Here is a 25,502-nt window from a genome sequence, read left to right on the forward strand (position 1 = left end):
TTTCATTCTCTCCTTTTAAGTTCAAGATTTTTATTTTAATAGTGAGTATGAGCTTAAATCGGTTACTTGTTTTTGCGAGCCGCGCAGAAATGCGGTCATCCCGGTACGGACCATTTCTTTAATGCCGTACGGTTTAAGCAGGTCAACGAGTGCCTCCACCTTGTCGCTGTCACCGGTTACCTGGATGGTGACAGATTCCCTGCTGACATCTATGATGGAGGCACGGAACGGTTCGACAAGCCCGCCAATTTCGCTTCTCGTCTGCGGTGTGCTCAATACTTTAATCAAGGCAAGTTCCCGCGAGACGATCGCCTGGCCTGTGATGTCCTGGACCTTGATCACATCGATCAGCTTGTTCAGCTGTTTTGTCAGCTGCTCTGCCTGCCTGTCGTCTTCGACATTGACGACAATGGTCATGCGCGAGATGCCTTCCGTTTCAGTGCGTCCGACCGTAATGCTGTCAATATTAAACTGCCGCTTTGCGAGGACGCCGGTAATTTTATTCAGCACCCCGCTCTGGTTTAAAACAGTGGCTACAACAATCCGCTTCATGGCTTCACCCCCATCATTTCATGCAGCCCCTTGCCCGGTGCGACCATCGGGAACACCGCTTCAAGCCTTTTCACGCGGCAGTCGACAACAACAGGCCCGTCATCCTCGAAAACAGTTTTCAGCACCTTGTCGAGTTCTTCATTGTTCGTTGCGCGGCAGCCTCTGATCCCGTAGCTTTCCGCAAGTTTGACAAAGTCGGGCTGCACCGGGATCGTCGAATAGGAATAGCGTTCTTCGTAGAAAGATTCCTGCCACTGCCGTACCATGCCGAGATACTGGTTATTCACAATAAATATTTTGAGCGGCAGATTTAATTCTTTTACAACGGCAAGTTCTTGTAATGTCATCTGGAAGCCGCCGTCGCCGCTGATCGAAACCACCAGTTGGTCCGGATATGCGATTTGCGCGCCGATCGCCGCCGGAAACCCGAATCCCATCGTGCCGAGCCCGCCGGATGTAATCCACTTGTGCGGCTTTTCAAACCCGTAATACTGTGCCGCCCACATCTGGTGCTGGCCGACATCCGTCGAAATGATCGCATCCCCGTTTGTGTAATGATGGATTCTTTGAATGACATGCTGCGGGGACAATTCTTCACCATCATCTTCGTACCAAAGCGGGAAATTTTCGGCGTATTCTTTTAAATGGCGGACCCATTCATCCGTGCCAGCATTTTGCAAATCTTCCGAACAAATCTTCTGCAAGGCTTCCTTTGCATCTGCCACGATCGGGATATCGGTTTTGACATTTTTGCCGATTTCAGCCGGGTCGATATCAATATGGACAACCATTGCATTCGGGGCAAAGTGGGCTAAGTTGCCTGTCAGACGGTCATCAAACCGGGCCCCGATATTAATGAGCAGATCGCATTCGCAAATGGCCATATTTGCCGCATACGTTCCATGCATGCCGCCCATGCCGAGAAAAAGCGGGTGACGGAACGGAAAACTGCCAAGGCCTAGCAGCGTGTTTACGACCGGGATCTGGCACTTTTCCGCAAACTTGAGCAAAAGATCAGACGCCTTCGCATGGAGGATTCCGGCTCCTGCCAATATGACCGGTTTTTCGGAATAAGAGACAGCTTCCACAAGCTTTTTAATCTGGAGCGGATTCGGGCTTGTATTCGGCTGGTAACCGGGCAGATATACTTCCCGGCTTTCTCCCATTTCCACCGTGCCCTGCTGGATATCTTTCGGGATATCGACCACCACCGGTCCAGGCCGGCCGGATTTTGCAATATGAAAAGCTTCTTTGACGACCCGCGGCAAATCCCGCAAATCCCTTACCTGGTAATTGTGCTTGGTAATCGGGGCCGTCATGCCGATGACATCGGCTTCCTGGAACGCGTCCGAGCCGATGACGGAAGTGCCGACCTGGCCGGTAAAGACGACGAGCGGAAGCGAATCCATCATCGCATCGGCAATCCCGGTGATCAGGTTGGTTGCCCCAGGGCCCGAAGTCGCAATGACGACACCCGGTTTTCCGCTAACGCGCGCATAACCTTCTGCCGCGTGAATGGCCCCCTGCTCATGCCGGGCCAGGATATGCCTGACCGGCTGGTTGTAGAGGGCATCGTAAATCGGTAAAACTGCACCCCCCGGATAGCCGAACATGACATCGACCCCTTCCCGCACCAATAACTGGACAAGCGCCTCAGCACCCGTACATTCTGCTGTTTTCACATTGCCATCCATTCTTGCTTTCGCACACACGATTTAACCTCCTATTCTGATTTGCGCAGGCTCCTTGATTTATCCCAATAAAAAACGCCTTTCTCTCCTTGAAAACGGCAAAAGGAACAATCGTTTTTGCCGGTTTTGCAGGGATGAAAAGGCATCTTTTCATGGTACCACCCAACTTCACGGCGTTCTCACAAACGCCGCCTCATGCAGCATTGTTTAAAAAATGCTGCTTTTGGTAACGGGTCCTCCGCTTCATGCGGCCGACCCGGCAAGTCCTAGTAGGCAGAACCGTTCAGACTTGCACTCAGAGGCGATGTCGTGACCGGGGTATTTACCGGGCTCCCAGCATCCCCGGCTCTCTGAAAAATACCTAATCCGATCACTTTGTCCCCGTCAACGTTTTTTGCGGTAATCCGATTTTCAAAACCCCGCCTGTATTCGCGGAAGTCACGAGTGCGGAATATCTTGCCAGGTAGCCGCTTGTAATTTTCGGCTCCGGCTGCACCCAATTTTGTTTTCTTCTTTGCAATTCCTCATCTGGAACATGGAGCTCAATCCTTCTGTTGATTAAATCAATCGTAATGCGGTCGCCGTTTTCAACAAGTGCGATTGGCCCGCCTTCTGCCGCTTCCGGTGAAATATGGCCGACGCAGATACCGCGGGTTGCGCCGGAAAATCTGCCGTCCGTAATCAAGGCAACGGTTTTGCCAAGCCCCCGGCCCATAATGGAGGATGTTGGCGCGAGCATTTCCGGCATGCCCGGCCCGCCTTTTGGCCCTTCATAACGGATCACAACGACATGCCCTTCACGGACAAGGCCACTGTCAATCCCTTTTTGAGCCTCTTCCTGGGACTCGAATACAATGGCCTCCCCGGTAAAGGTGTGAATATCCGGGTCGACTGCTCCCACTTTGATAACGGCGCCATCCGGGGCAATGTTGCCATACAGAATGGACAAACCGCCGACCGGGCTGTAAGGATTTTCTTTCGGCCTGATCACTTCAGGATTGCGGATCTCCGCATCTTTCACATTTTCATAAATGCTTTTGCCGGTGATCGTCAGCCGGCCAGGGTGAATCGCCCCTTCAATCTTGCAAAGTTCATGGACAATTGCGCTAATTCCGCCTGCAAGATGGACGTCGTGCATCGAGTAATCCGACGCCGGCATAATTTTCGCCAGATATGGGACTCTTTCGGCCACCTTGTTAATCCGTTCCAAATCGTAGTCAATTCCTGCTTCCCGGGCAATGGCCAGCGTATGTAGCACGGTATTGGTTGAACCGCCCATTGCCATATCAAGCGCGAAAGCATCATCAATCGCTTCTTCTGTGACAATATCACGCGGCCGGATATCGTTTTTAATACAGTTCATTAAGTGCCCGACGGCTTCCCGGATAATGCGGTGCCGTTCCTCCGACGTGGCAACGATGGTGGCGTTGCCGGGCGGCGTCAGGCCAAGCATTTCCATTAATGAATTCATCGAGTTTGCCGTAAACATGCCTGAACACGATCCGCATGTCGGGCAGGCGCTCGTTTCCAGCATTTTCAGCTCTTCATAACTGATTTTTCCGGATTTATGGGCGCCGACGCCTTCAAATACCGATGTAAGGGACAATTGTTTTCCATCCGGCGCCATACCGGCTTCCATCGGCCCCCCGGAAACAAAGACTGCCGGCACATTTGTCCTCACGGCTGCCATCAGCATGCCAGGGGTGATCTTGTCACAGTTCGGAATGTAAAAGACCCCGTCGAACCAGTGGGCGTTGATGACCGTTTCGGCACTGTCGGCAATCAGTTCGCGGCTCGGAAGCGAATACCGCATGCCGATATGCCCCATCGCTATGCCGTCATCCACCCCAATCGTATTAAATTCAAACGGGACACCGCCCGCTTCCCTGATCGCCTCTTTTACTACTTCCGCAAACTTATTGAGGTGTCTGTGCCCCGGGATAATATCAATATAGGAATTGCACACCCCGATGAAAGGCTTGTCGAAGTCTTCCGTTTTCAGCCCTGCTGCATATAAAAGGCTTCGGTGCGGGGCACGGTCGATCCCTTTTTTGATCATGTCACTTCGCATTCCATCACTCCCATTCTATTGCCTGCGGGGTATTTCTTATGCCCGGTGAAAATCCGGTTCTTTAAATATCCGCCCGAAAAAATTTTTTATATTCTTTAATTGTTGTCAATCATACGACTTTTGATTGCCGAGGTCAACCCTTTTCTGTCAACTTTTTTGACAATTTTGATTTGAAAATCTATTTGGAAACGCTTTCATTATTGATTTTATTGACTTTTCTTTTTTTCATTTTTTGAATTGCTCAGGATGGACTCCTGATTTTTTAGCTGGTTCTACTTGCTGCTCGGCCGTTCTTATTTTTAGATCACGCTTGTATTGGCCGGGTTTTGACTTATCCAAAAACGGCATCATTTTGCGGCTTCTGTCCATTTTGATCGCGGGCACGGGGTTAAAAATTTTCCGAAAGAGATGTTGACAGATGAAATGTTCAGTGATAATCTTATTTTCAAATAATATGAAAAACAAAAGTCGAGGACGGGAAGAGTAAGTTTGGATCTTGTTCCCCAGAGAGTTGGCATATTGCTGAAAGCCAATGTTCAAGGCCATTCCGAAGATCATCCCCGAGATGCAAAGCTGAAGTTTTTAGTAGGCTTTGACGGTGATTCCCCCGTTAAGAAAGGAACACGTATGTTGGTACGTTGAATGAGGTGCCGCACGTTTTTGTGCGGAATAAGGGTGGTAACGCGAGCAAACTCGTCCCTGTTTCAGGGGCGGGTTTTTTGTTTTTCTCTACATTATTGCACCGAAAGGAAGCGGACATAGGATGAAAAGAAACGAAGTATTGTTTATCGGCTTTATGTTGTTTTCCATGTTTTTCGGAGCCGGGAATTTAATTTTCCCTCCTTTTCTCGGCATTCAGTCAGGATCGTCTTACTGGCCGGCAATGGCAGGGTTTATCGTAACGGGAGTCGGGCTGCCGGTGCTCGTTATCGCCGCAGTTTCGTTTGTAGACGGCGGCATCCAGGCGATCGGGAACCGTGTCCATCCGGTCTTCAGTACGGTATTTACCGTGATTGTCTATTTATGTATCGGGCCGTTTTTGGCGATCCCGAGAAATGCAAACGTTGCTTATGAAATGGGGGTTAAACCGTTTCTTTCCGGGTCCGCCCACAGTTCGCCGGTCTCTTTATTGTTGTTCAGCGTCGTCTTTTTCCTGCTCGTCTATTTGACTAGTTTAAATCCTGACAAAATGTCAAATACGCTCGGGCGCTGGATTACACCGGTATTATTGCTGGCAATGGCCGTCCTTTGCGCAGCCGGTTTCTTCAAACTCTCCGGCCGCCCGTTTACGGCGCCGCTAGCCGGATACCAGACCGGTTCTTTCTATAAAGGTTTTATTGACGGATACTCCACGATGGATGCGCTCGCCTCCCTGGCGTTTGGCATCGTCATTTTAACAGCGGTCAAACATCGCGGCATCGCTAACCGGAAACAAATGACGGCCTATACATTAAAAGCCGGGTTGATTGCCGGCGCGATTTTGGCACTCGTCTATGTCGCACTCGGATTGATCGGCGCAAAAATGGCTTCAAGCGGCACGTTCCAAAATGGCACCGATGTCCTGACGGCAGTGTCTTCCTTGCTATTCGGGCAGGCTGGAAAAATACTGCTTGGTTTTATCTTTATGCTGGCCTGTTTTACAACCGTCGTCGGCTTAACGACAGCGTGCGGACAATATTTTTCCAATCTGGTGCCGAAATTCAGCTACCATGGTGTTGTCATTGCCGTTACCCTTACCGGCTTTACGCTGTCCAATCTCGGGCTCAATACCATTTTAAAATTTTCTGTCCCGTTTTTGGAAATGGCTTATCCGGTTACGATCATGCTCGTTGTCCTGACATTTTTCCACACGGCGTTCTGCGGCTCGAAGAAAGTATACGGCTTTGCATTGTTGTTTACAGGCGTGTTTGCTTTAATCGAAGGGCTGAAAGGATTCGGCGTCCCGCTTGGCTTTATCGGGGCATTCGCCCAAAAACTGCCGCTTGCCTCCGCCGGCCTTGAATGGGTAGTGCCAGCCCTGTGCGGAACCGCCATCGGGCTTTTATTCAGCCGGCTGGAACACCGTACAAAAGAAACACGTACCGTCCAGGCAAGGGAACAAAGCTTGTAGCGGCCCGGAAAAGCTTCGTGGGGCAGCCTGGTCTTTCCTTTCCCGCGGAACGGACCATTAGGCGATGCATTTTCCCCGGGCGGAACTTATGGGAAATTGCGGGCGCCCGGCGCAAAGCCCGTAACCGGATCCTAGACGCTTTAAGTTTTCAGCCGTAAAAAAGGCCCTGCCGCCTGAAAAAGTGCAGGGCCTTTTTGATGGTTTCTATAATATCACTATTAATACAGCTTAATTTCCTTGTTTAAATCATCATACTGAATATATTTTTTCAATGCCTGCTGTAATGTCACTTTTGTCTCTGCTTTATTTTCAAAGGAAAGGCCCCTTGTGACCATCTGCCTTACAATTTCCGGGCGCAAGCCGGTGATGACCACTTTGCATCCCATCATCGAAGTGCCGTCTATCATCTTAAAAATATGGTCGACTACATCCATCTCTACTTCTGCAATGCCGGAGAAATCCATGATCAACGTTTGGATATGCAGCCGCCCCACCTCAAGCAAAACTTTTTCTTCCAAAATATTGGTGCGGAACATGTCAATAGAACCGATTAACGGCAAAATACAGACGCTCGATGTAATTGGAATGATCGGGACGGAGAGGTTTTCCACCAATCTTTTTTGCTGGTCGATCAGCTCATCTTTATAGGTAGAATACCGGATAAAAAAGTGATTTAAAAATTGGTCAATACGGTCATTGATTTTTTTCTCCATGTCAAAAAAGTAGTCCTGGTCTACTTCAATCCCTTTTTCTTCCCCGTACTTTCTAAGGAATACCCATAATGTCCGGCGGATCGCCTGCACCCACTCCAGTTTCAGTCCGAGCGTCAAAGAATGAGTTGCCCAGGCAATCCCTTCCTGGCGGGCAAAGGCGACCAATTCCTCATCCTGCTGCTCGACGACATACGTCACAATTTTAAAAGCATTGTTCAACAAATCAATGTTCCCTATTCTTAAAATTTCATCAATTTTATCCTTAACATTTACAGCTTCATTTAATAACTTCTGTTCGAAGCTGTTTCTATTTTTTTTAAGGTATGCGATAATTTCTTCTTGTTCATTTACAATCGATCTCATTTCTCCACACCTCATCTATTATGATAAAAGGATGGCTGTTGAAGCGGCGGCCGCCCGCGTTTTTTGCGGCCTGTCCGAAGCGCAGCCAGGACAGGGAAAAATGGCCCCGCCTCTAAAAGAATACCATTCTTATACCCCATACACCAATAATTAAACATGATGCTATAAAAATAAACTGAAATTCTTGCATCTTGCCTAGGCATCAATTGGGATAAATTTTTGCAGCAGGCAACAGAGTGACAATCTCATGAATAAGGGACCATTTACCCGGGTCTTTGGACCTGAAAAAAGTGGATGTGTACAACCAACCCTTACCATGTATTTTCATCCACCTTCAAACAAAAGTGCCCGTGGACAAATTAGCACTGGCTGATTCGCATTTGTTGCGGCATGGGCGGCTATGCGCAATAAGGGTTTCCTATGGCGTTCCCCATTCGGCCAAGTTTTCCCTTTCCAACCGGCAAAAAAGCCGCTTAATTCAAAGCGGCTTAAATGGCTGTTTTCCTTTTTTCTCTTGAAACCAGTTGTGCGGTTATTTTTTTCCACGCTGCTTTTGTATCCTGAAAATCACGGTAATGCTGTCTGACGTTGCGGTGGTACTGCTCGAATTCCTCCAGCACATTCATAAAATTGTCCCGTCCGAAGTAGCGACAAACTTTCGGAAGCGTCTCTTTCAGTCGGGCGCGCACTTCCGCCATTTTTTCATCATAGTTTTCCCTGTCAGTGATATACACATAAAGCGGCTTGTACCGGATCCAGCCGACACATGCTTTGTAAAAACGTTCCACGACCTGTTTCGTATCCGCTTTAATATAGCTTAAATTGGTCGGCAGCACCCCGAGCAGCAAATGCTGGTAAGCGCCGAAACCGTCATGGAAAGTATAGGCCGGCACGCGCAACACGGTCCGGTCTGTCAGGCATGTGCCTAAGAAAGTATCCTCGCCCCGTGCATTCGGCGGATTGTAAAACGGCAGTACACGGTCCGGATCTGTTAAATTCAGCGTCAAATTCGATCCTGAAATAAATTTTGCCCTGTTGATCTCCGGCACTTCTTCCGCTTCATCCTTTACAAGCACACCTGTATCGGCATAAGTCACCCCGCCGTTTTTCATCACGCTTTTTATCGTATCCCAATTGACAATATCGTTGCTCAGCGCCTCAATGAGCGTGCGGAAATCTTTTTCTTGCAGGACGTCATTGAAAGAAATGAATGGAATCGGGGAAATGTAGCCGCAATGGTATCCGTTCGTAATATCGGCATTCCGGATATGTTCCAAATGCTTCCGGAGCACTTCCTGGCCGCCCCAGACAGCCGTTTTCCTGCTTTTTGTCACGGCAACCGGATACTCATCATCATCAAGAAAAATGAGATAATCGATGCCTCTTTTTAACGCCTCATAAACGATGATATTGCGTTTGGACGCGTATCCTTCGCCGAACAAAAGGCCTGCTTCTTTTCTGCTCATGCCCATTTGTGATACAAGTTCTTCGATTGCTTTACGCGTCTCCTTCTCCCCGATAAAATAAGCCTGGTCAATATCTTCCATGCATTCCGTTTCAATATGTACAAAGTCTTCAGGCTCTGCATTTTCGTAGTGCAAATCATAGGCAACAAACAAATGCAGCTTGATCCTGTCGCTTTCCGTCAGTTCGGATTCCTTCAGGTTATACATATACGTTTTTAAAACGTTTTTAAAACTTTTTCTTCCTGTTGCAAATCCGATGCCCACATTGATTTCCTTTGCCATCTTTTCCCTCTCCTTTTGCATTTCTATTTCCTTATACCCTGTTTGCATGCGAACCGAAACATGGCATAAATTCCCCGGCTTGCGGGTAAACTTCGATTATGTTGCGTACAATGTTTTAATTTGGATGAAAAAGTGTAAAAAGAAAAAAAGGATGTGTCAAATTTTTTCCGGAAGCAGCAGGCTTTTTCGCAGCGGCCGGGAAAAACGGGCACATGAAAAAAGGAGCAAAACAATGGCTGGGCAAATACCAAATGAAAAAACGATTGATGATACCATTGATTTGATGAAAGAAGGGTATCTCTACATTAAAAACCGGACGGACGATTACCATGCAAATTTGTTTGAAACCCGTCTGCTCGGACAAAAAGCGGTGTGCATCAGCGGCGAGGAAGCGGTCAAAATGTTTTATGACCCGGAAAAATTCAAAAGAAACGGGGCTGTGCCGAAACGGGTGCAAAAAACATTGTTTGGCGAAAATGCGATCCAGACGCTCGATGGAAAAGAACATCTCCACCGGAAAGCGCTGTTTTTATCACTGATGGGGCCGGATGCGCAGCAGCATTTGGCACAAATGGTTCGGGCAGCGTGGGAAGCGCGCATCCCCAAGTGGGAGCAAAAAGACCGTATTGTTTTGTTCGACGAGGCGAAACTGCTGCTTTGCCGCTGTGCATGCAAATGGGCCGGTGTTCCGCTTCCGGAAGAAGAAGCCGAGAAACGGGCGCAGGAATTCATCGATATGGTATACGCATTCGGAGCAGTAGGGCCACGGCACTGGAAAGGAAGGACAGCAAGAAACAGCGCGGAAGACTGGATCCGGTCGGTCATTGAAGATGTACGGGCCGGCAAAATTGAAGCAAAAGACGGTTCTCCTTTAAAAGAGATGGCGTTTTACGAAGATGCGCAAGGCCGCAGGTTCAATGCGCAAATGGCTGCCGTTGAACTGATCAATGTCATCCGTCCGGTTACCGCCATTGCCACCTTCATTACTTTCGCGGCGCTTGCCCTGTTCGAACATCCGCGCGCAAGAGACTGGGTACAGAACGGGGACAAACAACACATCGATTGGTTTACACGCGAAGTCAGGCGTTTTTACCCGTTCGGCCCGTTTTTAGGGGCAAAAGTCCGGAAAAGTTTTACTTGGAACGGCTATCCATTTGACGAAGGCCTGCTCGTCCTGCTCGATATGTACGGAACAAACCGGGATCCTGCCATTTGGGGTGACCCGGACGTTTTCCGCCCTGAACGCTTCCGCGACTGGGACGGCAGCCTGTACAACTTTATTCCGCAGGGCGGGGCAGACCCGGCAAAAGGGCACCGCTGCCCGGGCGAAGGCATCACGCAGGAAATTATCGAAGCTTCCCTTGACTTTCTTGTGAATGCCATCGACTACGATGTGCCGGCCCAGGATTTAAGCGTGCCGCTCAATAAAATGCCGACTTTGCCAGAGAGCGGATTTATTCTCCAACATGTGAAAAAGAAAACGCCTGCCGGTTGATGGCGGGCGTTTTCTTTTTTTTTAATCATCGCTTCCCAAAATGCCGAGAATTTGCAAAATGTAAATAAACAGGTTGATAAAATCAAGGTACAGGCTTAAAGCCAGAAGCGGGACCATTTCCTCGGAAATGCCATGGTGCTTCATTTGGTTAAAGTCAAAAACCACATACAGGGAAAAAACAATCGCGCCAATGAAGGAATACGCGAGCATCCCGGTTGAGGTTAACGGGCTAAAAATGCTGAATATTCCGATGAAGATCAATGCCAGCAATGCGACAAGCAATGCGGTGCTTAAAAAGCCAAGATCCCTTTTGGTAACGGCCCCAATGACACCCATCACGGCAAAAATGCCGAACGTGGAACCAAAAGCGAGCAGCACGACTTCTGCACCAGCCTGGGATGCATAATAAGCCACAATCGGATATGTCGTAATGCCGGAAATAAAGGTGAAGGCATAAACGAACATATACCCGACGCTCTTTTTCCTCCTTAACCAGAAAGCGGCAATGACCATTACAATTTCCGCGACCATCAACGGCATCATGAGCGCAGGCGGAATAAATCTTCCCGTATATAAACCCGCGGTTGCAAACAGCAGTGAAACAGCAAAGACGCCAAGCACTTTCTGGAACACAGGCCTTGATTGTACAGCCTCCATAAAACCCCTCCTTGTTTTTCTTAGTACTATTATATTTTCACATCGCCCCTGATTTCAATCTTTCCGTCCCATTTTAAAAAATAATGCGAGTGCCCTTGACAAAAATGGGCGAAACATTTAAAGTGTATTTAAACCAAATAATATTTAAAATTCTTATCCAGAGAGGTGGAGGGACTGGCCCTTTGAAGCCTCGGCAGCGGTCTTTTTTTAAAGAACTGTGCCAATTCCAGAAAGCAATTGCTTGAAGATAAGAAGAGCGGACGGTTCTATTTTGCAATCCAAACCTCTTCTTATTGCCGAAGAGGTTTTTTTTTGATGGGCCTATGCAGTTAAAAGCAATTTCTTTCTGCGCACAGCAGCTGTTTAAAAAAATATGCAGAAAGAGGGAATCATGATGACAAAAACATTAACAAAAGCGCCGTACAGAGCAGACATTGTCGGAAGTTTTTTGCGCCCGGCCCGGCTGCACGATGCGCGGGAAAAATTTGCAGCGGGCACCATTTCGGCGGAAGACTTGCGTGCAATTGAAAATGAAGAAATCCGCCGGCTTGTCGACAAACAACTTGAAGCCGGCCTTGAAGCAGTAACGGACGGGGAATTCCGGCGAAGATTCTGGCATACGGATTTCATGGAGCATTTGAACGGGGTGGAAGGGTATGTACCGAACCATGGATACCGGTTTGTTGGCATTGAAACAGAAGCTTATGACGTCCGGGTAACCGGAAAAATCTCCTTTAACCCGGACCATCCGCACATAAAAGATTTTATTGCGCTGAAAGAAATCGCCGGGGACAGGGCGATTGCGAAAATGACCATTCCAAGCCCGAATCAGTTTTTCAATGCCGGGATCCGCAATGAAGACATTTACCCGGATCTTGAAGAATACACAAATGATATTATCCAAACTTACCGGGATGCGATCAAAGCTTTTTATGATGCCGGCTGCCGCTACTTACAGCTGGATGATGTCTATCTTGCCGGCCTGTGTGCACCGAAACTGCCGTTTACAGACAGTGACCTCAAGAGGGAAAGATTGATTGATCTCGCTTTACATGTAGCTAACAGCGTACTGGAAGGTAAGCCCGATGACCTGACCATCACAACCCATCTGTGCCGCGGCAACTACCAGTCGAAATGGGCTTTTGAAGGCCCATATGATAAAATTGCCCCGAAAATCTTTGCAAACGAAAAAGTAGACGGGTTTTTCCTTGAATACGACGATGAGCGTTCCGGCGGATTTGAACCGTTAAAATACATTCCGGAAGGCGGACCGAAAGTCGTGCTTGGCATTTTTACATCGAAAAAGGGCGAACTTGAAGATAAGGAACTGATCAAAAAACGAATTCAGGAAGCATCCAGGTATGTACCGCTCGAACAGCTTTGCATCAGCACTCAGTGCGGCTTCTCCTCCACCCACCACGGCAATCTTTTAACAGAAGAACAGCAGTGGGAAAAAGTAAAATATATTGTGGATACCGCAAAGAAAATTTGGGGATAAACCGGAAAAACCCGCTGGGCAGCCAGCGGGTTTTTTATCCGTCAGGACCGTGATTCAAGCACGAATCCCTTTTTCTTTTCATACAAGCTGTTTGTTCATAATTGAAGCGCACAGCCAGCTTTAATGCGAATGCTGGGCACGACCAACACTCCGTCGAACCCCGTGTGTGCGGGCTGCTTCTTCAGCCGGTGATTTAATGAAAAGCGTAATCGCAAAAGAGATCAGGCAGAGAATCGTGATCGCATGGAATGTCGGCATAAAGCCCCCGAGAAGAGAAGCAATGACCGATCCGGATAATGCGCCGATGCCGAACCCTTGGTAAATCACTGAATAATTGGCGCTTTGATTTTTCAGACCGAAGAAGTCTGAAATAATAGCCGGAAATACGGTGACATTTCCGCCGAAACCGAAAGCAATCGCTGCAACACAGATAAAGAACAAGGCGAAATTTAAGTGGGCATAGCTTAAAACGGAAACCGCAATGGCCGTTGCAAGCAGCGTCCCTGATACCACTTTCATTCTTCCAACATGGTCTGATAAACCGCCGAGAATGAGCCGTCCGATTGTGTTAAAAACGGCAATGAGTGCAACTGCATTGCTGGCCGTCGCAACATCCAGCCCGACAAGCCTCGTGCCAATGTCTTTTACAAGGCTGATCAGATACAAACCACTCATACATGCAGTGAAGAATACAATGAATAAAAGGTAAGCTTGTTTCGTTTTGAGCATTTCTTTGATGGTAAAATCTTTTCCGGCCGGTTGTTTGGATACAGTACCGGATGTGGTTACATTTTCTGCTTCTTTCAAGAGGGAAGATCCGCCGGTGATCATGACAATCGCAATCACTCCCCAGCAAAGGAAAGCCTGTGTGACGCCAAACGAACTGAGGACGGCACCGTTTATAAACTTAAATACCAGGCTGCCAGTCCCGTACGCCCCGACGGAGATGCCTGAAACGAGGCCTTTTTTATCCGGAAACCATTTCATTAAATTGGATAAAGTCGTGATGTAAGCTGTCCCGTCAGCATAACCAACGATAAGCCCTGCCAACAGATAGAGCATCCAAAGTGTAGGTGCAAATGCACTCAAGATTAATCCTGCGCCAAGCAAAATGCCGGAAAAAGCAACCAAGCGGCGCAGACCCCATTTTGCCTGTAATTTTGTGGCAAACAACGTCGATACCGCAAGTGCCAGGCTTAAAATGGAAAATGTCGTCGATACGGCACTCAATTGCCATCCAAATTTATCAACAAGCGGCTGGTTAAACAAACTCCAAGTATAAACCGTCCCAAGCCCCATTTGCACAATCATCGTCCCCAATACAATCAGGCTGCGGTTTGCTTTTTGTTCTAACATGTCCGGTTCCTCCCGTTTCTTCTGTCCTTTTCTACAGCTCAAATTATAGTACGAAAATAAGGAGGGAACGCATTTTCGGAACGAGAATGCTTTAAAAAGGAATAAACGGTATACAAAAAGGAATGGACGGCATAGGACCAACCGCTTCCTGAAACTTTCGCGCTATATGTCCATTCAAGATGGCATATGGATAGATGCAGACATGCCAACTTTTATGCGCAAACGGTATGACCGGAAGCAAGCCATAACCGCTTTTTCAGTGCAACCCCTTGGAGGATGGCCTATCGGAAAGCAGGCATTCTAACTTTTCACGTGCGAACGGCCGCAGTGCGCAAAACAGACCATGCTAATTTTGTCACGCCCGTCCTGGAAAAACAGGAAAAGCCGGCATGCACTTTTCGTGTTCATGCCGGCCGCTTTTCACTTTCGTTTAAAAATGCATCAGCGCTTTAAACTGTTTCACATTTCTTCTGCTTACCGGAATTTCCGCATCCATCCCGTTTAAGCGGAGTAAATACGTTTGATTGAACCACGGCACAATTTCCCGGATTTTTGTTAAATTCACTAGATAAGAACGATGGCAGCGAAAGAAAAGATCCTCAGGCAAAAGAGACTGGAACTCTGATATCGCCATGGGCATTTCAAACGTTTCCTGTTGTGTATAAACAAGCGTGATTTTCTCCTGGGCGGCGCAGTAAAAAATATCGTTTGCATCCGCCACAATAATTTTCTCGCCCTTGCGCAAGTTCACCCGCTCTTTCCGGTGCAGCCCGCCGTTTCGCGGCACAGCCCCTTCTTCCCCCAGCAATGAATGCTCTCTTTTATACGCAGCCTCGAGCCTTTTCAACATGGCGGCAATTCTTTTTTCTTCATACGGTTTTAAAATATAATCAAATGCTTCTAGTTCAAAAGCCTGGACGGCGTGTTCCTTATAAGCCGTTGTAAAAATAATATACGGTTTATGCGCAAATTTGCTGATGCTGCCTGCCAGCAGCATGCCATCCAGGGAAGGAATATTAATATCGAGAAAAATCGCATCTGTTTCATGTTCCTGCAAAAATTTCAACACATCCAGCCCATCTTCAAAACAATCGGTAATTTCAATCTCACTGTACGTTTCAATCAAATACGCCAATTCTTCACGTGCCGGTATTTCGTCTTCCACTATAATGGCTTTCATATTCTCCCACCTTCGGAACCTCAAAATAAACTTCTGTTCCGGGATTCAGCCTTCTAATGACCAGACCGTTTCCATAAATCAGTTTGACACGGCGATGGACATTATAAAGGCCAATCTGTGTGACCGGCATATTATCCTGATAAACATGCTCAATCACTTCTTCCGGAATGCCTGCCCCTGTATCCGTCACACTGATGCGTACTTTATCTCCTGCCTCTTTGACGGAGATTTTTACGACTCCTGGCCCTTTTACTTTTAAAATCCCGTGGTTGATCGCATTTTCCACAAGCGGCTGGATAATTAGGCTCGGGATCAGCACGGATACGACGTCAATCTCATATTCAACCTGCAGGCGGCTGCCGAACCTCGCTTTTTCAATCTCAATATAGTCGCGTACTTGCTGCAGTTCTTTATTAATATCAATAAAATCGTCGGTCAATTCAAGATTATAACGCATAAAACCGGATAAGTTCATGATTAATTTTCTTGCTTTATCGGGATTTCTGCGGGTCGTGGAAGCAATTGCATTTAACGCATTAAACAAAAAATGCGGGTTGATTTTTGTCTGGAGCGCCTTCCACTCCGCTTTATTGGCTTCTTCTTTGATTTCTTCGATGCGCGAAATTTCCATGAGCGTCGAAATCATCTGGGCAAGGCCGATTGCCATTGTCTGCAGGGAATAGGTGATTTTGTTCGCTTTTTTATAATAAATTTTCAATGTGCCGGTGACTTCATCCCGCTCTTTTAACGGAATAATCAGCAGGCACTGGATCTGCGGGGTCTGCTGGTCTTGGATATGGTTGCGGATCGTGATTTCCCCGCTTTTGATCGCAGTTTTTGTCAGATCACTGATAATTTCATGACCGATCTGGTACCTTTCCTGCCCGAATCCGACATAAGCCAGGATTTTTTTCGTATCGGTGATGGCAACCGCATCGGCGCGAATCTCGTTTTTAATAATGGCGCAGATTTTTTCTAACGATTCTGCATTGATGGCGCGGAAATAAGGCATCGTTTTATTGGCAATATCAAGCGCCAGTTTCGCCTGTTTTGCCGCCACAAATTCCTTCTCGCCCTCCACGCTTTTAATCAGCAGAACAATCAATCCGATATTGACGTCCCCCGCGATCATCGGGAAGGCAATTTTGGACACAATATCCACACCGGTGCTGAACGGGTGGGCAAAAACAAGAATCAAAAGCATGGTTAATATTTCACAAAACATCCCGGCTGCGATCCCGACGAACCAGCGCCAGGAATTTTTCACTTTCCTGCTGATCAGGCCGGAAATGACGCCGGCTGTAATACTCGTAATCAAGCACGGGATGGATGTCACCCCGCCAATATCTATTAAATAACGGTGCAACCCGGAGACAATGCCTGTGATAATGCCAACCCACGGGCCGAACAGGATGCCGCCTGATACGATAGCAATAATCCGCACGTTGACAAGCGACCCGTCCACCTTAATGCCAGAGTAAGTCGCAAAGATTGCAAAACTGCAAAAGACGGCAGTGATAAAACTCAGTTCAAAAACAGACGGCTGCTCTTGTTGAAAAATTTCTTTAAAACGCGGAATTCGCGTGATAAAAAATAAGCAAGTTAATAAAAGGGCAGCCCTCTCAAATATTTCCAGCAACATTTCAAATGACTTTTCCACTGCGCTCCCCCCCCTCGTGAATGCCGGAAACTGCTTCTCAAGGCCGGATCTGGCGCCTATTTTCAATGTTTCCTAACAATTTGGCCGGTCTGGACCGTGAAGTTCGTGATAAAAGTCTATATAAAATGAACTTAAGTTTTTACATATAGCCCGAGCATCCATTTGTTTGAGCACTACTTTTTGCGGTAGGCAAGAGAGCGGTAATATTTTGTTCATTTTATATAGCATCTATTTTTCAATGTTTCCTAACTCCAGTTTACTAAATTCCCCGCACAGTTGGTATGAAATTTAATGGAATTTATGACGGCGGTTTTTGCAAACGCAGAAAAGGCCTGTGTTTTTGTGAAAAATGAACATAGTGCAGTCCTATGTAAAAAGCGATGATATTTTCATCGAATGTTAACGCGGGACGTTTCTAAGTTCGGGAAGGCACCCAAATTTTTGCTTTTGCTTAATGTAGAGCGCTTCTATGTTAAGGAAGCGGTCCAGTTTTTCGCCTTTCCTTAATGTAGAGCGCCTCTATGTTAAGGAAGCGGTCCAGTTTTTCGCCTTTCCTTAATGTAGAGCGCCTCTATGTTAAGGAAGCGGTCCAGTTTTTCGCCTTTCCTTAATGTAGAGCGCCTCTATGTTAAGGAAGCAGTCCGAATTTTCGCCTTTGCTTAATGTAGAGCGCCTCTATGTTAAGGAAGCTACACGAATTTTCGTCTTTCCTTAACATAGAACGCTTCTATGTTAAGGAAGCGGCACCAATTTTCGGCTTTCCTTAACGTAGAGCGCTTCTATGTTAAGGAAGCTACACGAATTTTCGTCTTTCCTTAACGTAGAGCGACTCTATGTTAAGGAAGCAGTCCGAATTTTCGCCTTTGCTTAACGTAGAGCGACTCTATGTGAAGGAAGCAGCACCAATTTTCGGCTTTCCTTCACATAGAACGCTTCTATGTGAAGCGCAATCTCCATTTTGCCAAAAGTGAGCGTGGAGGGATGATACGTGAAAATCCGCACAAAATTGGGGCCAAAAAAATGCCGGGAAAACGCTGCGAACAAGGGCTTTCCAGCGGGATGCTAAAATGCATTCAACTAAAGACTTCCCCTCCCGCAATCTTTCAACCGTTTTCCCAATCTCGTGCCAAATCCAAGCAAGCGGCGATTGCAATCTTTCAGCCGTTTTCCGGAGCGCTTCCCCCCCAATCCCGTGACAAATCATAAGCAAGCGGCGTTTCGATGATCTTTTTCACTTCAGCGGGATCGTCCGTTTTGCCCAGCGCCCACATCAGTTTCGGCACAATTGCTTCCGTATTCATATCCCCGGAAACAATTACCGGATATTGCGCGACTTTTCTTCCGACTTCATACAAATACAAATCATGCCCTTCTTCCAGGCATTGCGTCGAAATCATAACAGCAATCCCGGCATCGGTCAATTCCTTGATTTTCGGCAGCAAGTTGCGCCCTTCAAACGGCACCCCGCCGTTCCCGAAACTTTCAATGATCACCCCGCGGTAATGTTCCTTTAAAAAATCAAAGATCTCCGGCTTTGTGCCCGGGTACAATTTTAAGAGAAAGACATCCGGTGACAGACTTGTCTCAATATGAAACGGCTGCTCCGAGGGTGACGGCCTCCAATGATAGTGCACCTCGTCCCCTGTTACATAAGCAACATACGGATGATTGATGCTTTCAAACGCATCGTAGCTTTTCGTTCGCATTTTCACCGCCCTTGTGCCAATGATCACGCGCCCGTCAAACACGACAAAAACGCCGCCAATCTCCTCACAAGCAAACCGGAGGGCGTTGAAAAGATTTTTCTTCGCATCCGTCTTTTTAAAACTGATCGGCACCTGTGAACCCGTCAGTACAACCGGCTTATTCAGCCCCTGCAGCATATACGACAAGGCCGCCGATGTGTATCCCAATGTATCCGTTCCATGTGTAATCAAAAAGCCGTCATACTGTTCGTAATGTTCCGCGACTGCTTCAGCAATTTGCACCCAATGTTCCGGCTGCATGTTTGTGCTGTCGCGGTTCATTAATATCTTTGCGGTGACATCGGCAGACAAAGCAGCACGCTGAAAATATTTCAGCAAGTCTTCTCCCGAAAGCCCGGGTTTCAGCCCTTCGTCCCCCTCGACGGAAGCAATGGTCCCGCCTGTTGCCAAGAGCAAAATTTTTTTCATTTGTGCCACCTTCTTTTCTTACTGTCTCGGAAACCAATATAGGTTATTATATGTTTTTTACTGTGAACGTTCAATTTTTTGACGTCTTCAACTCATTGGGTAAAAGCCTTCTGCATCAGAATTTTAACCTGTTCTTCAAATTCAATAAAGACTCTTTGTACCCTTTAATCATCCAGCAATTATTGATATCATATCCATGGGAAGATCTCTCTCTAGATGTTCATCTAGCTGTGTACATTTAGATAATAGAGTGTCTTCCCTTTTTTCCATTCATTTGCTCCTTCGAGTAAAATTTTACACATACCCTCGCATCTCAACCATTTTTCAAACATGCCTATGCTTTTGACACGGCGGCCAAATTCAGGCAAAAACGTTATCTTCGCCTCCGGTACCATTCGCCCTTTCCAAAAGCCTTGATGGCTCATATTCTGTTAGAAATGCACGGCATCAATTGATGAGGGAGTGGGGAGTTTGAGCCCAAATTTAGAAAAGTTTGTTGACCGCCTGCCGCTCGCGGAAAAAATCCGACCGGTGCGGGAAGAGGGCGGGATCGCATATTATGAAGTCACAATGGAAGAATTTTGGCAAAAGCTGCACCGGGATTTAAGGCCGACAAGATTATGGGGGTACAACCGCAGCTTTCCCGGGCCGCTTTTTGACGTACCACACGGGAAAAAGATACGGGTGAAATGGACAAATCATTTGCCGCAAAGACATTTCCTCCCGATGGACACCACCATCTTAGACGAGATGGGAACAGACTTTCCGGAAGTGCGGACTGTTGTGCATCTTCACGGCGGGGAAACTGAACCGGACAGCGACGGCTATCCGGAAGCCTGGTTTACACGCGATTTTAACAAAACCGGGCCGGACTTTAAAAAAGAAGTGTATGAATACACAAACAGCCAGCGTCCCGCCACTTTGTGGTACCATGACCATGCGATCGGCATTACGCGCCTCAATGTGTATGCTGGTCTGGCCGGCATGTATATCATTCGCGACCCAAAAGAAAAGGCTTTCCATCTGCCATCCGGCAAGTACGAAATTCCGCTGCTTCTTACAGACCGGACTTTCAACAATGACGGATCTCTTTTTTATCCGCGCCAGCCGCAAAATCCGGGACCCGAAACACCGGATCCCTCTGTCGTGCCGTTTTTTCTCGGCGACACGATTCTTGTAAATGGTAAAGTCTGGCCCTATTTGGAAGTGGAACCGCGAAAATACCGGTTCCGGATTGTCAATGCCTCTAACACGCGGGCCTATCGGTTATACCTTGATTCCGGCCAGGCTTTTTACCAGATCGGTACGGACGGCGGGCTGCTCAGGCGGCCGGTGCAAGTTGAAAATCTGGCATTGGAACCGGCAGAACGGGCGGATTTGATCCTTGATTTTTCCGAATATGCTGGGCAGACGATTCTTTTAAAAAATGACCTCGGTCCAAATGCCGATCCGGCCGACCAAACCGGCGATGTGATGCAGTTCAGAGTTGTGCTGCCGGTTGCCGGAGAAGACACAAGCCGCATTCCGCGGTCTTTATCTTCCATCCCGGTTCCTTCCAGCCATAACGTAAGCGCCATCCGCCATTTAAAACTAACCGGTGCAACCGATTCATACGGGCGCCCGCTGTTGCTGCTGGACAAAAAAAGATGGATGGATCCGGTCACGGAAACACCAAGGCTCGGCACAACCGAAATCTGGTCGCTTGCCAATACAACGGCTTTTACCCATCCGATCCATATCCATCTTATCCAGTTTCAAATTTTGGACCGCCGCCCATTTGACTTAGATTTATATAACGAAACGGGTCAAATCGTATACACCGGCCCTGCCACCCCGCCGGAACCGAACGAACGCGGCTTTAAAGATACCGTTGCCGCACCGGGCGGGCAGATCACCCGCGTTATGATGCGGTTTTCCCCGTATGCCGGCGACTACGTGTGGCACTGCCATATTCTCGAACACGAAGACTACGATATGATGCGGCCGTTCCAAGTCATCGATCCGGATTTGCCGGCATCAGACGGCCCCCTTTTGGATTAAAGGCTGCTTTCAAACGAATGGAGACCAACACCGGCTTGTAAAACTTTAACCGAGCGGAGATTTCTAAGCTGTTTTTCAAATAAATCACACAACCTCAATCCAGCCGGCGCCGGCAATTTTGACGAAATTAAAAGTTGTTTTTCAAGTAAATCAAGCCCGAAAATCCTGGTTCCCCGGATAAATTGTCATAAAAGGCCATTTATCCGGGAGCCAAAAAAACGGCAATTAAAAAAATTGTCACATGCAAGTTTAGCCACTATCTGGTATACTAAAAACGGAAAGCGGATTCATACCGTTATTTTTTTGCCGTTTATATACTACTTGACCAGATCATTCATTTGGTCAAAAAAGGGAGGGGGTTGCAATGGCAGACAGGAAAAAACTGATTGTGGAAGCAGCTGCGAAATCTTTTTCTGAATTTGGCTACAAGGCGACCACGATGGACCATGTAGCAAGAAGGGCAGGCGTCGGCAAAGGCACGATTTATACTTTTTTCAAAAACAAAGAAGAACTGCTCCAATATATTATGGAAAGCCTGATTGCCGAAATGAAACATTCAGCCGAAGAAGCGATTGATGCGCGTTATTCTTTTCACGAAAACGTCCATCACGTGCTGTACCAATTGCTGGAGTTCCGGTTTAAGCACCAGCTCGCCATCAAATTGTACGAGGAAGTCAATCTTGGCACACCCGAAGTAGTGGATGCCCTCCACCACGTGGAAGAATCCATTCTGAACTATATCAGCCAGTACATTGGGGAGGCGGTGCAAAAGGGCGACATTTATCCATGCGATCCAAAACTAACCGCATTTATTATGTTTAAAATGTATATTGCCCTGATTTTTGACTGGGAGAAAAATCATCCTCCCCTGTCGAAAGAAGAGATTTCAAAACTGTTTGAACTGTATTTTTTTAAAGGTTTATCGGCAGAAAGCCATGTGTGCTCATGAACGCAAAGGGTGCCATCTGATGCGCTGCCCAGCCATGGAAGCAGAACGCTATGACAGCATGTTTTTTCGTTTTCTTCATTATTTTTTTACCCTAAAATGACCGGATGACCAATTTAGTCATCTATTTACGGAGGCATTCAAAATGAATGGCTATACTTTATTTGGAAAAGAACTGAAACAAATTATCCGCCAACCGAAAGTCCTGATTCCGCTCATCGCCGTCATTCTGGCGCCGATCCTGTATGCCGGCATGTTTCTCTGGGCATTTAAAGATCCGTATGCCAAAATGGACCAGCTGCCGGTTGCGGTCGTCAACCAGGACGAAGGGGCGAAAATGGATGGACAGCAGCTCACACTCGGAAAAGATCTGGTTTCGAACTTAAAGAAAAGCGACGGCTTTGATTTCCATTTTGTATCGGAACAGCGGGCAATGGACGGGCTTCGCGGCCGCCAATACTATATGGTGATCAAAATTCCGGAAAACTTCTCCAAAAGCGCCACCACTTTATTGGACAAAAATCCGGAAAAACTTCAACTTCAGTACATGCCAAATGACAGCTACAACTTCCTGTCCAGCCAAATCGGCGAAACGGCCATGCTGAAAGTAAAAGAAAAAATGGCGGACGAAATTTCAAAAACATATGCGGAATCGGTTTTTCAAACGGCCGAAAAAATGGCGGGCGGCTTTAAAACCGCAAGTACCGGGGCCGCAAAACTTAACGAGGGCGCTGTTAAACTTGATAACGGCGTCACGGTGTTAAAACAAGGGACGGGGCGGTTGCTTTCCGGAGCTGCTTCATTGCAAAATGGCAGCACAAAAGTACACAACGGGGCGCTCGCAGTAAATTCAGGCGCAGCCGCTTTAAACAAAGGAATGCCCGTTCTTCAGGCAGGCATCGTAAAAGCCGGGAACGGGGCGCAAAAATTGAATGGCGGGGCAGTCCAGCTTTATGCCGGCGCAGTTTCGTTAAACAACGGGACGGCTCAAGCCAATACCGGTGCAAAAGCTTTGAAAGCAAATCTGGAAAAGCTGGCATCCGGTTCCATTACTTTTACAAAAGGCATTTCTGACGCAGCTTCAGGCGCAGAAAAGCTGGCAGCCGGCACATCCACTTTAAGCACCGGCCTGAACCAGCTTTCGACAACGGCCAGCAATTCTTTATTGTCTGGCGCTACAAAACTGCAAAAAGGCGCAGGCGATCTTGCATCGGGAAGCAGTCAGCTCACATCAAAGATGAAAAAAGCAGAAACAGCCATTCCGGCACAGCTTTTACAAGGCACATCACGCCTCAATGCAGGCGTTACGCAAATGAAAACGGAATTGCCGAGCAAAGTCGCAAAAGGCGTTTCCACCGAGCTCAATAACGGCATCGGGCAAATCAATAGCGGGCTAACATCCGCGCAATCCCAAATCAGCAGCGCAATGGCTGCCCAAATTGCCGATTCAGTGACAGAAGAACAAATTAAACAAACAGACGAACTTGTGGAAACATTGGGGAAACAAGCAAACCTGCCCGATGCGCAAATCGCACAAATGAAGAAGGCGGCTGAAAATCGTATTCAAAGCGGGAAACAAAACGTGCGGGATAAATTGCAAGCCGAAATCAACGCAGGGTTAAGCGAGCCATTTAACCAGATAAAACAAAAAGCCCAAGCTGCGATTCCTTCTGAAGATGCGATTGCTGCAAGCATTTCAAACCAAACGAATCCGGCTTTTGACCAGCTTACAGCGGGCATTTCAGAGCTGAACGCCAATATTGAAAATGACAAGGATCCTTCGAAAGAAACAGTCAAAAGCAGCTTGCACAAACTTTACGCAGGCGCCGTGGACTTAAATAACGGGATTGCGGCTTTAAATGCCGGCGAACAGACCTATACTGCCGGTTTACAGAACCAGTTTATCCCGAATTTGAAAAAAGCAAATGACGGGGCAGTCGGCCTTCAAACAGGCGCAGAAAAACTTGCAAGCGGCCTGAAACAGATCAATAGCGGGGCGGGAACCCTTGCCACAGGCGCCGGAAAGCTGGCAGACGGTTCATCAGCGCTCGCAGAAGGCACAGGCCGGCTGCAATCCGGTTCTTCACAGCTTGTAAACGGCTCTTTTGCATTGAAAAACGGGACCGGTTCTCTCGTTTCCGGCACAAACGAGCTGCAGTCTGGTTCAGCGCGGCTCACAGCAGGCGCAGAAAAACTTGCAAACGGCACCGGACAGCTCGCATCTGGAACTGGACAGCTCACATCCGGATCCGGGCAGCTTGCATCCGGCATAAAAGAGCTGAACAGCGGTTCCGGTCGTTTGTCTGACGGGACAAAACAATTAAAGAGCGGGACGGCGGAACTGAAAAACAAACTGGGTGATGCTGCCAACACAGCAAGCAAGATCCAGGCAAATAACAAAACGTACAACATGATGGCCGATCCGGTCAACCTTCATACAACGCATTACGACAGGGTGCCGAATTACGGTACCGGCTTTACGCCGTACTTCTTATCCCTTGGGCTCTTTATCGGGGCACTGATTTTGACAATCGTCTACCCGCTCGTTGAATCGGCAGGCATCCCGAAAAACGGCATCAGCTGGTTTTTCAGCAAATTGGGCGTACTCCTGATTGTCAGCATCCTGCAATCGGTCATTGCAGATGTGATCATCCTTTCGGGTGTCGGCATTCATGTAAAAAATGTGCCATTGTTTCTATTGTTCTCGGTATTAACAAGCTTTACCTTTATGGCGCTGATTCAATTTTTGGTTACGTTTTTGCAAAACCCTGGCAGATTCCTTGCCATTGTTATCTTAATCCTGCAGCTGACGAGCAGCGCGGGGACTTTTCCATTGGAAGTCATTCCGAAATTCATCCAGTGGTTTAACCCGCTGTTGCCGATGACCTACAGCGTGCGCGGATTTAAAGCGGTGGTTTCCAGCGGAGAGTTCGACGTGATGTGGCAAAACGCCGGCATCCTACTGATTTATATCGCAGCTGCCGAAATCCTCACCCTGTTGTACTTTGTCATCCGTTACCGCCGCCAGTACGGGGCGTTGCATGAACATGCCGTAGCAAAAGAAGTTTAAAGTGACGGCCGAGCTGCGGGGGCAATTTTCCTCTGGCCGGCTCGTACCAAATTGGATGCCGAGCATGACATTTCCTCTGGCCGGCTCATAACAGATTTAACAGGCTGCCCGGTGTAATGGCCGGGCAGCCTTTCTATATAAACTGAACTTAAGTTTTTCGCGTCAAAATCCATTACGA

The 25,502-nt window shown here is 47.6% G+C and carries 16 protein-coding genes, 1 riboswitch and 1 other annotated feature; of the genes, 6 read left to right on the forward strand and 10 right to left on the reverse strand.

Going from position 1 to position 25,502, the window contains the following annotated elements:
- Positions 1-30: 30 nt before the first annotated feature.
- The 3 genes from ilvN to ilvD all read right to left on the reverse strand — a co-directional run bounded on the left by ilvN (position 31) and on the right by ilvD (position 4,314).
- Positions 31-552, reverse strand: a complete 522-nt coding sequence (ilvN, locus tag OF158_RS13895; RefSeq protein ID WP_013860312.1) for an acetolactate synthase small subunit — start codon at positions 550-552, stop codon at positions 31-33.
- Positions 549-2,264, reverse strand: coding sequence for an acetolactate synthase large subunit (gene ilvB / locus OF158_RS13900; RefSeq protein WP_035183821.1), 1,716 nt, complete (start codon positions 2,262-2,264; stop codon positions 549-551). The genes ilvN and ilvB overlap by 4 nt, the downstream gene beginning before the upstream one ends.
- A gap of 349 nt (positions 2,265-2,613) precedes the next feature.
- Positions 2,614-4,314: a dihydroxy-acid dehydratase gene (gene ilvD / locus OF158_RS13905; protein ID WP_035183817.1), complete on the reverse strand. Its 1,701-nt coding sequence runs from the start codon at positions 4,312-4,314 to the stop codon at positions 2,614-2,616.
- A gap of 462 nt (positions 4,315-4,776) precedes the next feature.
- Positions 4,777-5,018, forward strand: a binding site (T-box leader).
- Positions 5,019-5,077: 59 nt separating this feature from the next.
- Here ilvD and brnQ point away from each other — a divergent pair.
- Positions 5,078-6,424, forward strand: coding sequence for a branched-chain amino acid transport system II carrier protein (gene brnQ / locus OF158_RS13910; RefSeq protein WP_035183812.1), 1,347 nt, complete (start codon positions 5,078-5,080; stop codon positions 6,422-6,424).
- Positions 6,425-6,642: 218 nt separating this feature from the next.
- Here the strand turns inward: brnQ and OF158_RS13915 are convergent, their stop codons facing one another.
- Together OF158_RS13915 and OF158_RS13920 are read right to left on the reverse strand one after the other, a co-directional pair.
- On the reverse strand, positions 6,643-7,500 hold the full coding sequence (locus OF158_RS13915) for an STAS domain-containing protein (protein WP_035183809.1): 858 nt from the start codon (positions 7,498-7,500) through the stop codon (positions 6,643-6,645).
- A 488-nt stretch (positions 7,501-7,988) separates the two neighbouring features.
- Positions 7,989-9,248: a hypothetical protein gene (locus OF158_RS13920; RefSeq protein WP_035183806.1), complete on the reverse strand. Its 1,260-nt coding sequence runs from the start codon at positions 9,246-9,248 to the stop codon at positions 7,989-7,991.
- A 232-nt stretch (positions 9,249-9,480) separates the two neighbouring features.
- Here OF158_RS13920 and OF158_RS13925 point away from each other — a divergent pair, with 232 nt between their 5' ends.
- Positions 9,481-10,743, forward strand: coding sequence for a CYP152 family fatty-acid peroxygenase CypC (locus tag OF158_RS13925; protein ID WP_035183838.1), 1,263 nt, complete (start codon positions 9,481-9,483; stop codon positions 10,741-10,743).
- Positions 10,744-10,764: 21 nt separating this feature from the next.
- On the opposite strand, the gene OF158_RS13930 is transcribed toward OF158_RS13925, so the two are convergent.
- Complete coding sequence (locus OF158_RS13930) at positions 10,765-11,400, reverse strand: Bax inhibitor-1/YccA family protein (protein WP_014097308.1); 636 nt, start codon at positions 11,398-11,400, stop codon at positions 10,765-10,767.
- 150 nt (positions 11,401-11,550) lie between these two features.
- Positions 11,551-11,654: riboswitch (SAM riboswitch) on the forward strand.
- Between the two features lie 140 nt (positions 11,655-11,794).
- Between OF158_RS13930 and OF158_RS13935 the strand changes: the two genes are divergently transcribed.
- Entirely contained in the window at positions 11,795-12,898 is a 1,104-nt protein-coding gene (locus tag OF158_RS13935) for a 5-methyltetrahydropteroyltriglutamate--homocysteine S-methyltransferase (protein ID WP_035183803.1), read from the forward strand.
- A gap of 120 nt (positions 12,899-13,018) precedes the next feature.
- On the opposite strand, the gene OF158_RS13940 is transcribed toward OF158_RS13935, so the two are convergent.
- From OF158_RS13940 to OF158_RS13955, 4 genes are all read right to left on the reverse strand, one after another.
- Entirely contained in the window at positions 13,019-14,254 is a 1,236-nt protein-coding gene (locus OF158_RS13940; protein ID WP_035183800.1) for an L-lactate MFS transporter, read from the reverse strand.
- 430 nt (positions 14,255-14,684) lie between these two features.
- Positions 14,685-15,434 carry a LytR/AlgR family response regulator transcription factor gene (locus OF158_RS13945; RefSeq protein WP_014097305.1) on the reverse strand — a complete coding sequence of 250 codons (750 nt, stop codon included), beginning with the start codon at positions 15,432-15,434 and terminating at the stop codon, positions 14,685-14,687.
- A complete protein-coding gene (locus tag OF158_RS13950) occupies positions 15,394-17,094 on the reverse strand; it encodes a sensor histidine kinase (RefSeq protein ID WP_172653407.1) in 1,701 nt (566 codons plus the stop codon). The genes OF158_RS13945 and OF158_RS13950 overlap by 41 nt, the downstream gene beginning before the upstream one ends.
- 1,157 nt (positions 17,095-18,251) lie before the next feature.
- Positions 18,252-19,268: an asparaginase gene (locus tag OF158_RS13955; RefSeq protein WP_035183786.1), complete on the reverse strand. Its 1,017-nt coding sequence runs from the start codon at positions 19,266-19,268 to the stop codon at positions 18,252-18,254.
- Between the two features lie 471 nt (positions 19,269-19,739).
- On the opposite strand from OF158_RS13955, the gene OF158_RS13960 reads away from it, so the two are divergent.
- The 3 genes from OF158_RS13960 (at position 19,740) to OF158_RS13970 (ending at position 25,324) form a co-directional block, all read left to right on the forward strand.
- On the forward strand, positions 19,740-21,308 hold the full coding sequence (locus OF158_RS13960; RefSeq protein ID WP_014097300.1) for a multicopper oxidase family protein: 1,569 nt from the start codon (positions 19,740-19,742) through the stop codon (positions 21,306-21,308).
- Between the two features lie 364 nt (positions 21,309-21,672).
- Positions 21,673-22,257 (forward strand): TetR/AcrR family transcriptional regulator, encoded by a 585-nt coding sequence (locus OF158_RS13965; protein WP_017550125.1) that lies wholly within the window; start codon positions 21,673-21,675, stop codon positions 22,255-22,257.
- A gap of 142 nt (positions 22,258-22,399) precedes the next feature.
- A complete protein-coding gene (locus OF158_RS13970) occupies positions 22,400-25,324 on the forward strand; it encodes a YhgE/Pip domain-containing protein (RefSeq protein WP_035183783.1) in 2,925 nt (974 codons plus the stop codon).
- The last annotated feature ends 178 nt before the right edge of the window (positions 25,325-25,502 follow it).

This window comes from Weizmannia sp. WK01, assembly GCF_025905465.1.
In the GTDB taxonomy this organism is placed as follows: Bacteria; Bacillota; Bacilli; order Bacillales; family Bacillaceae_C; genus Weizmannia; species Weizmannia faecalis.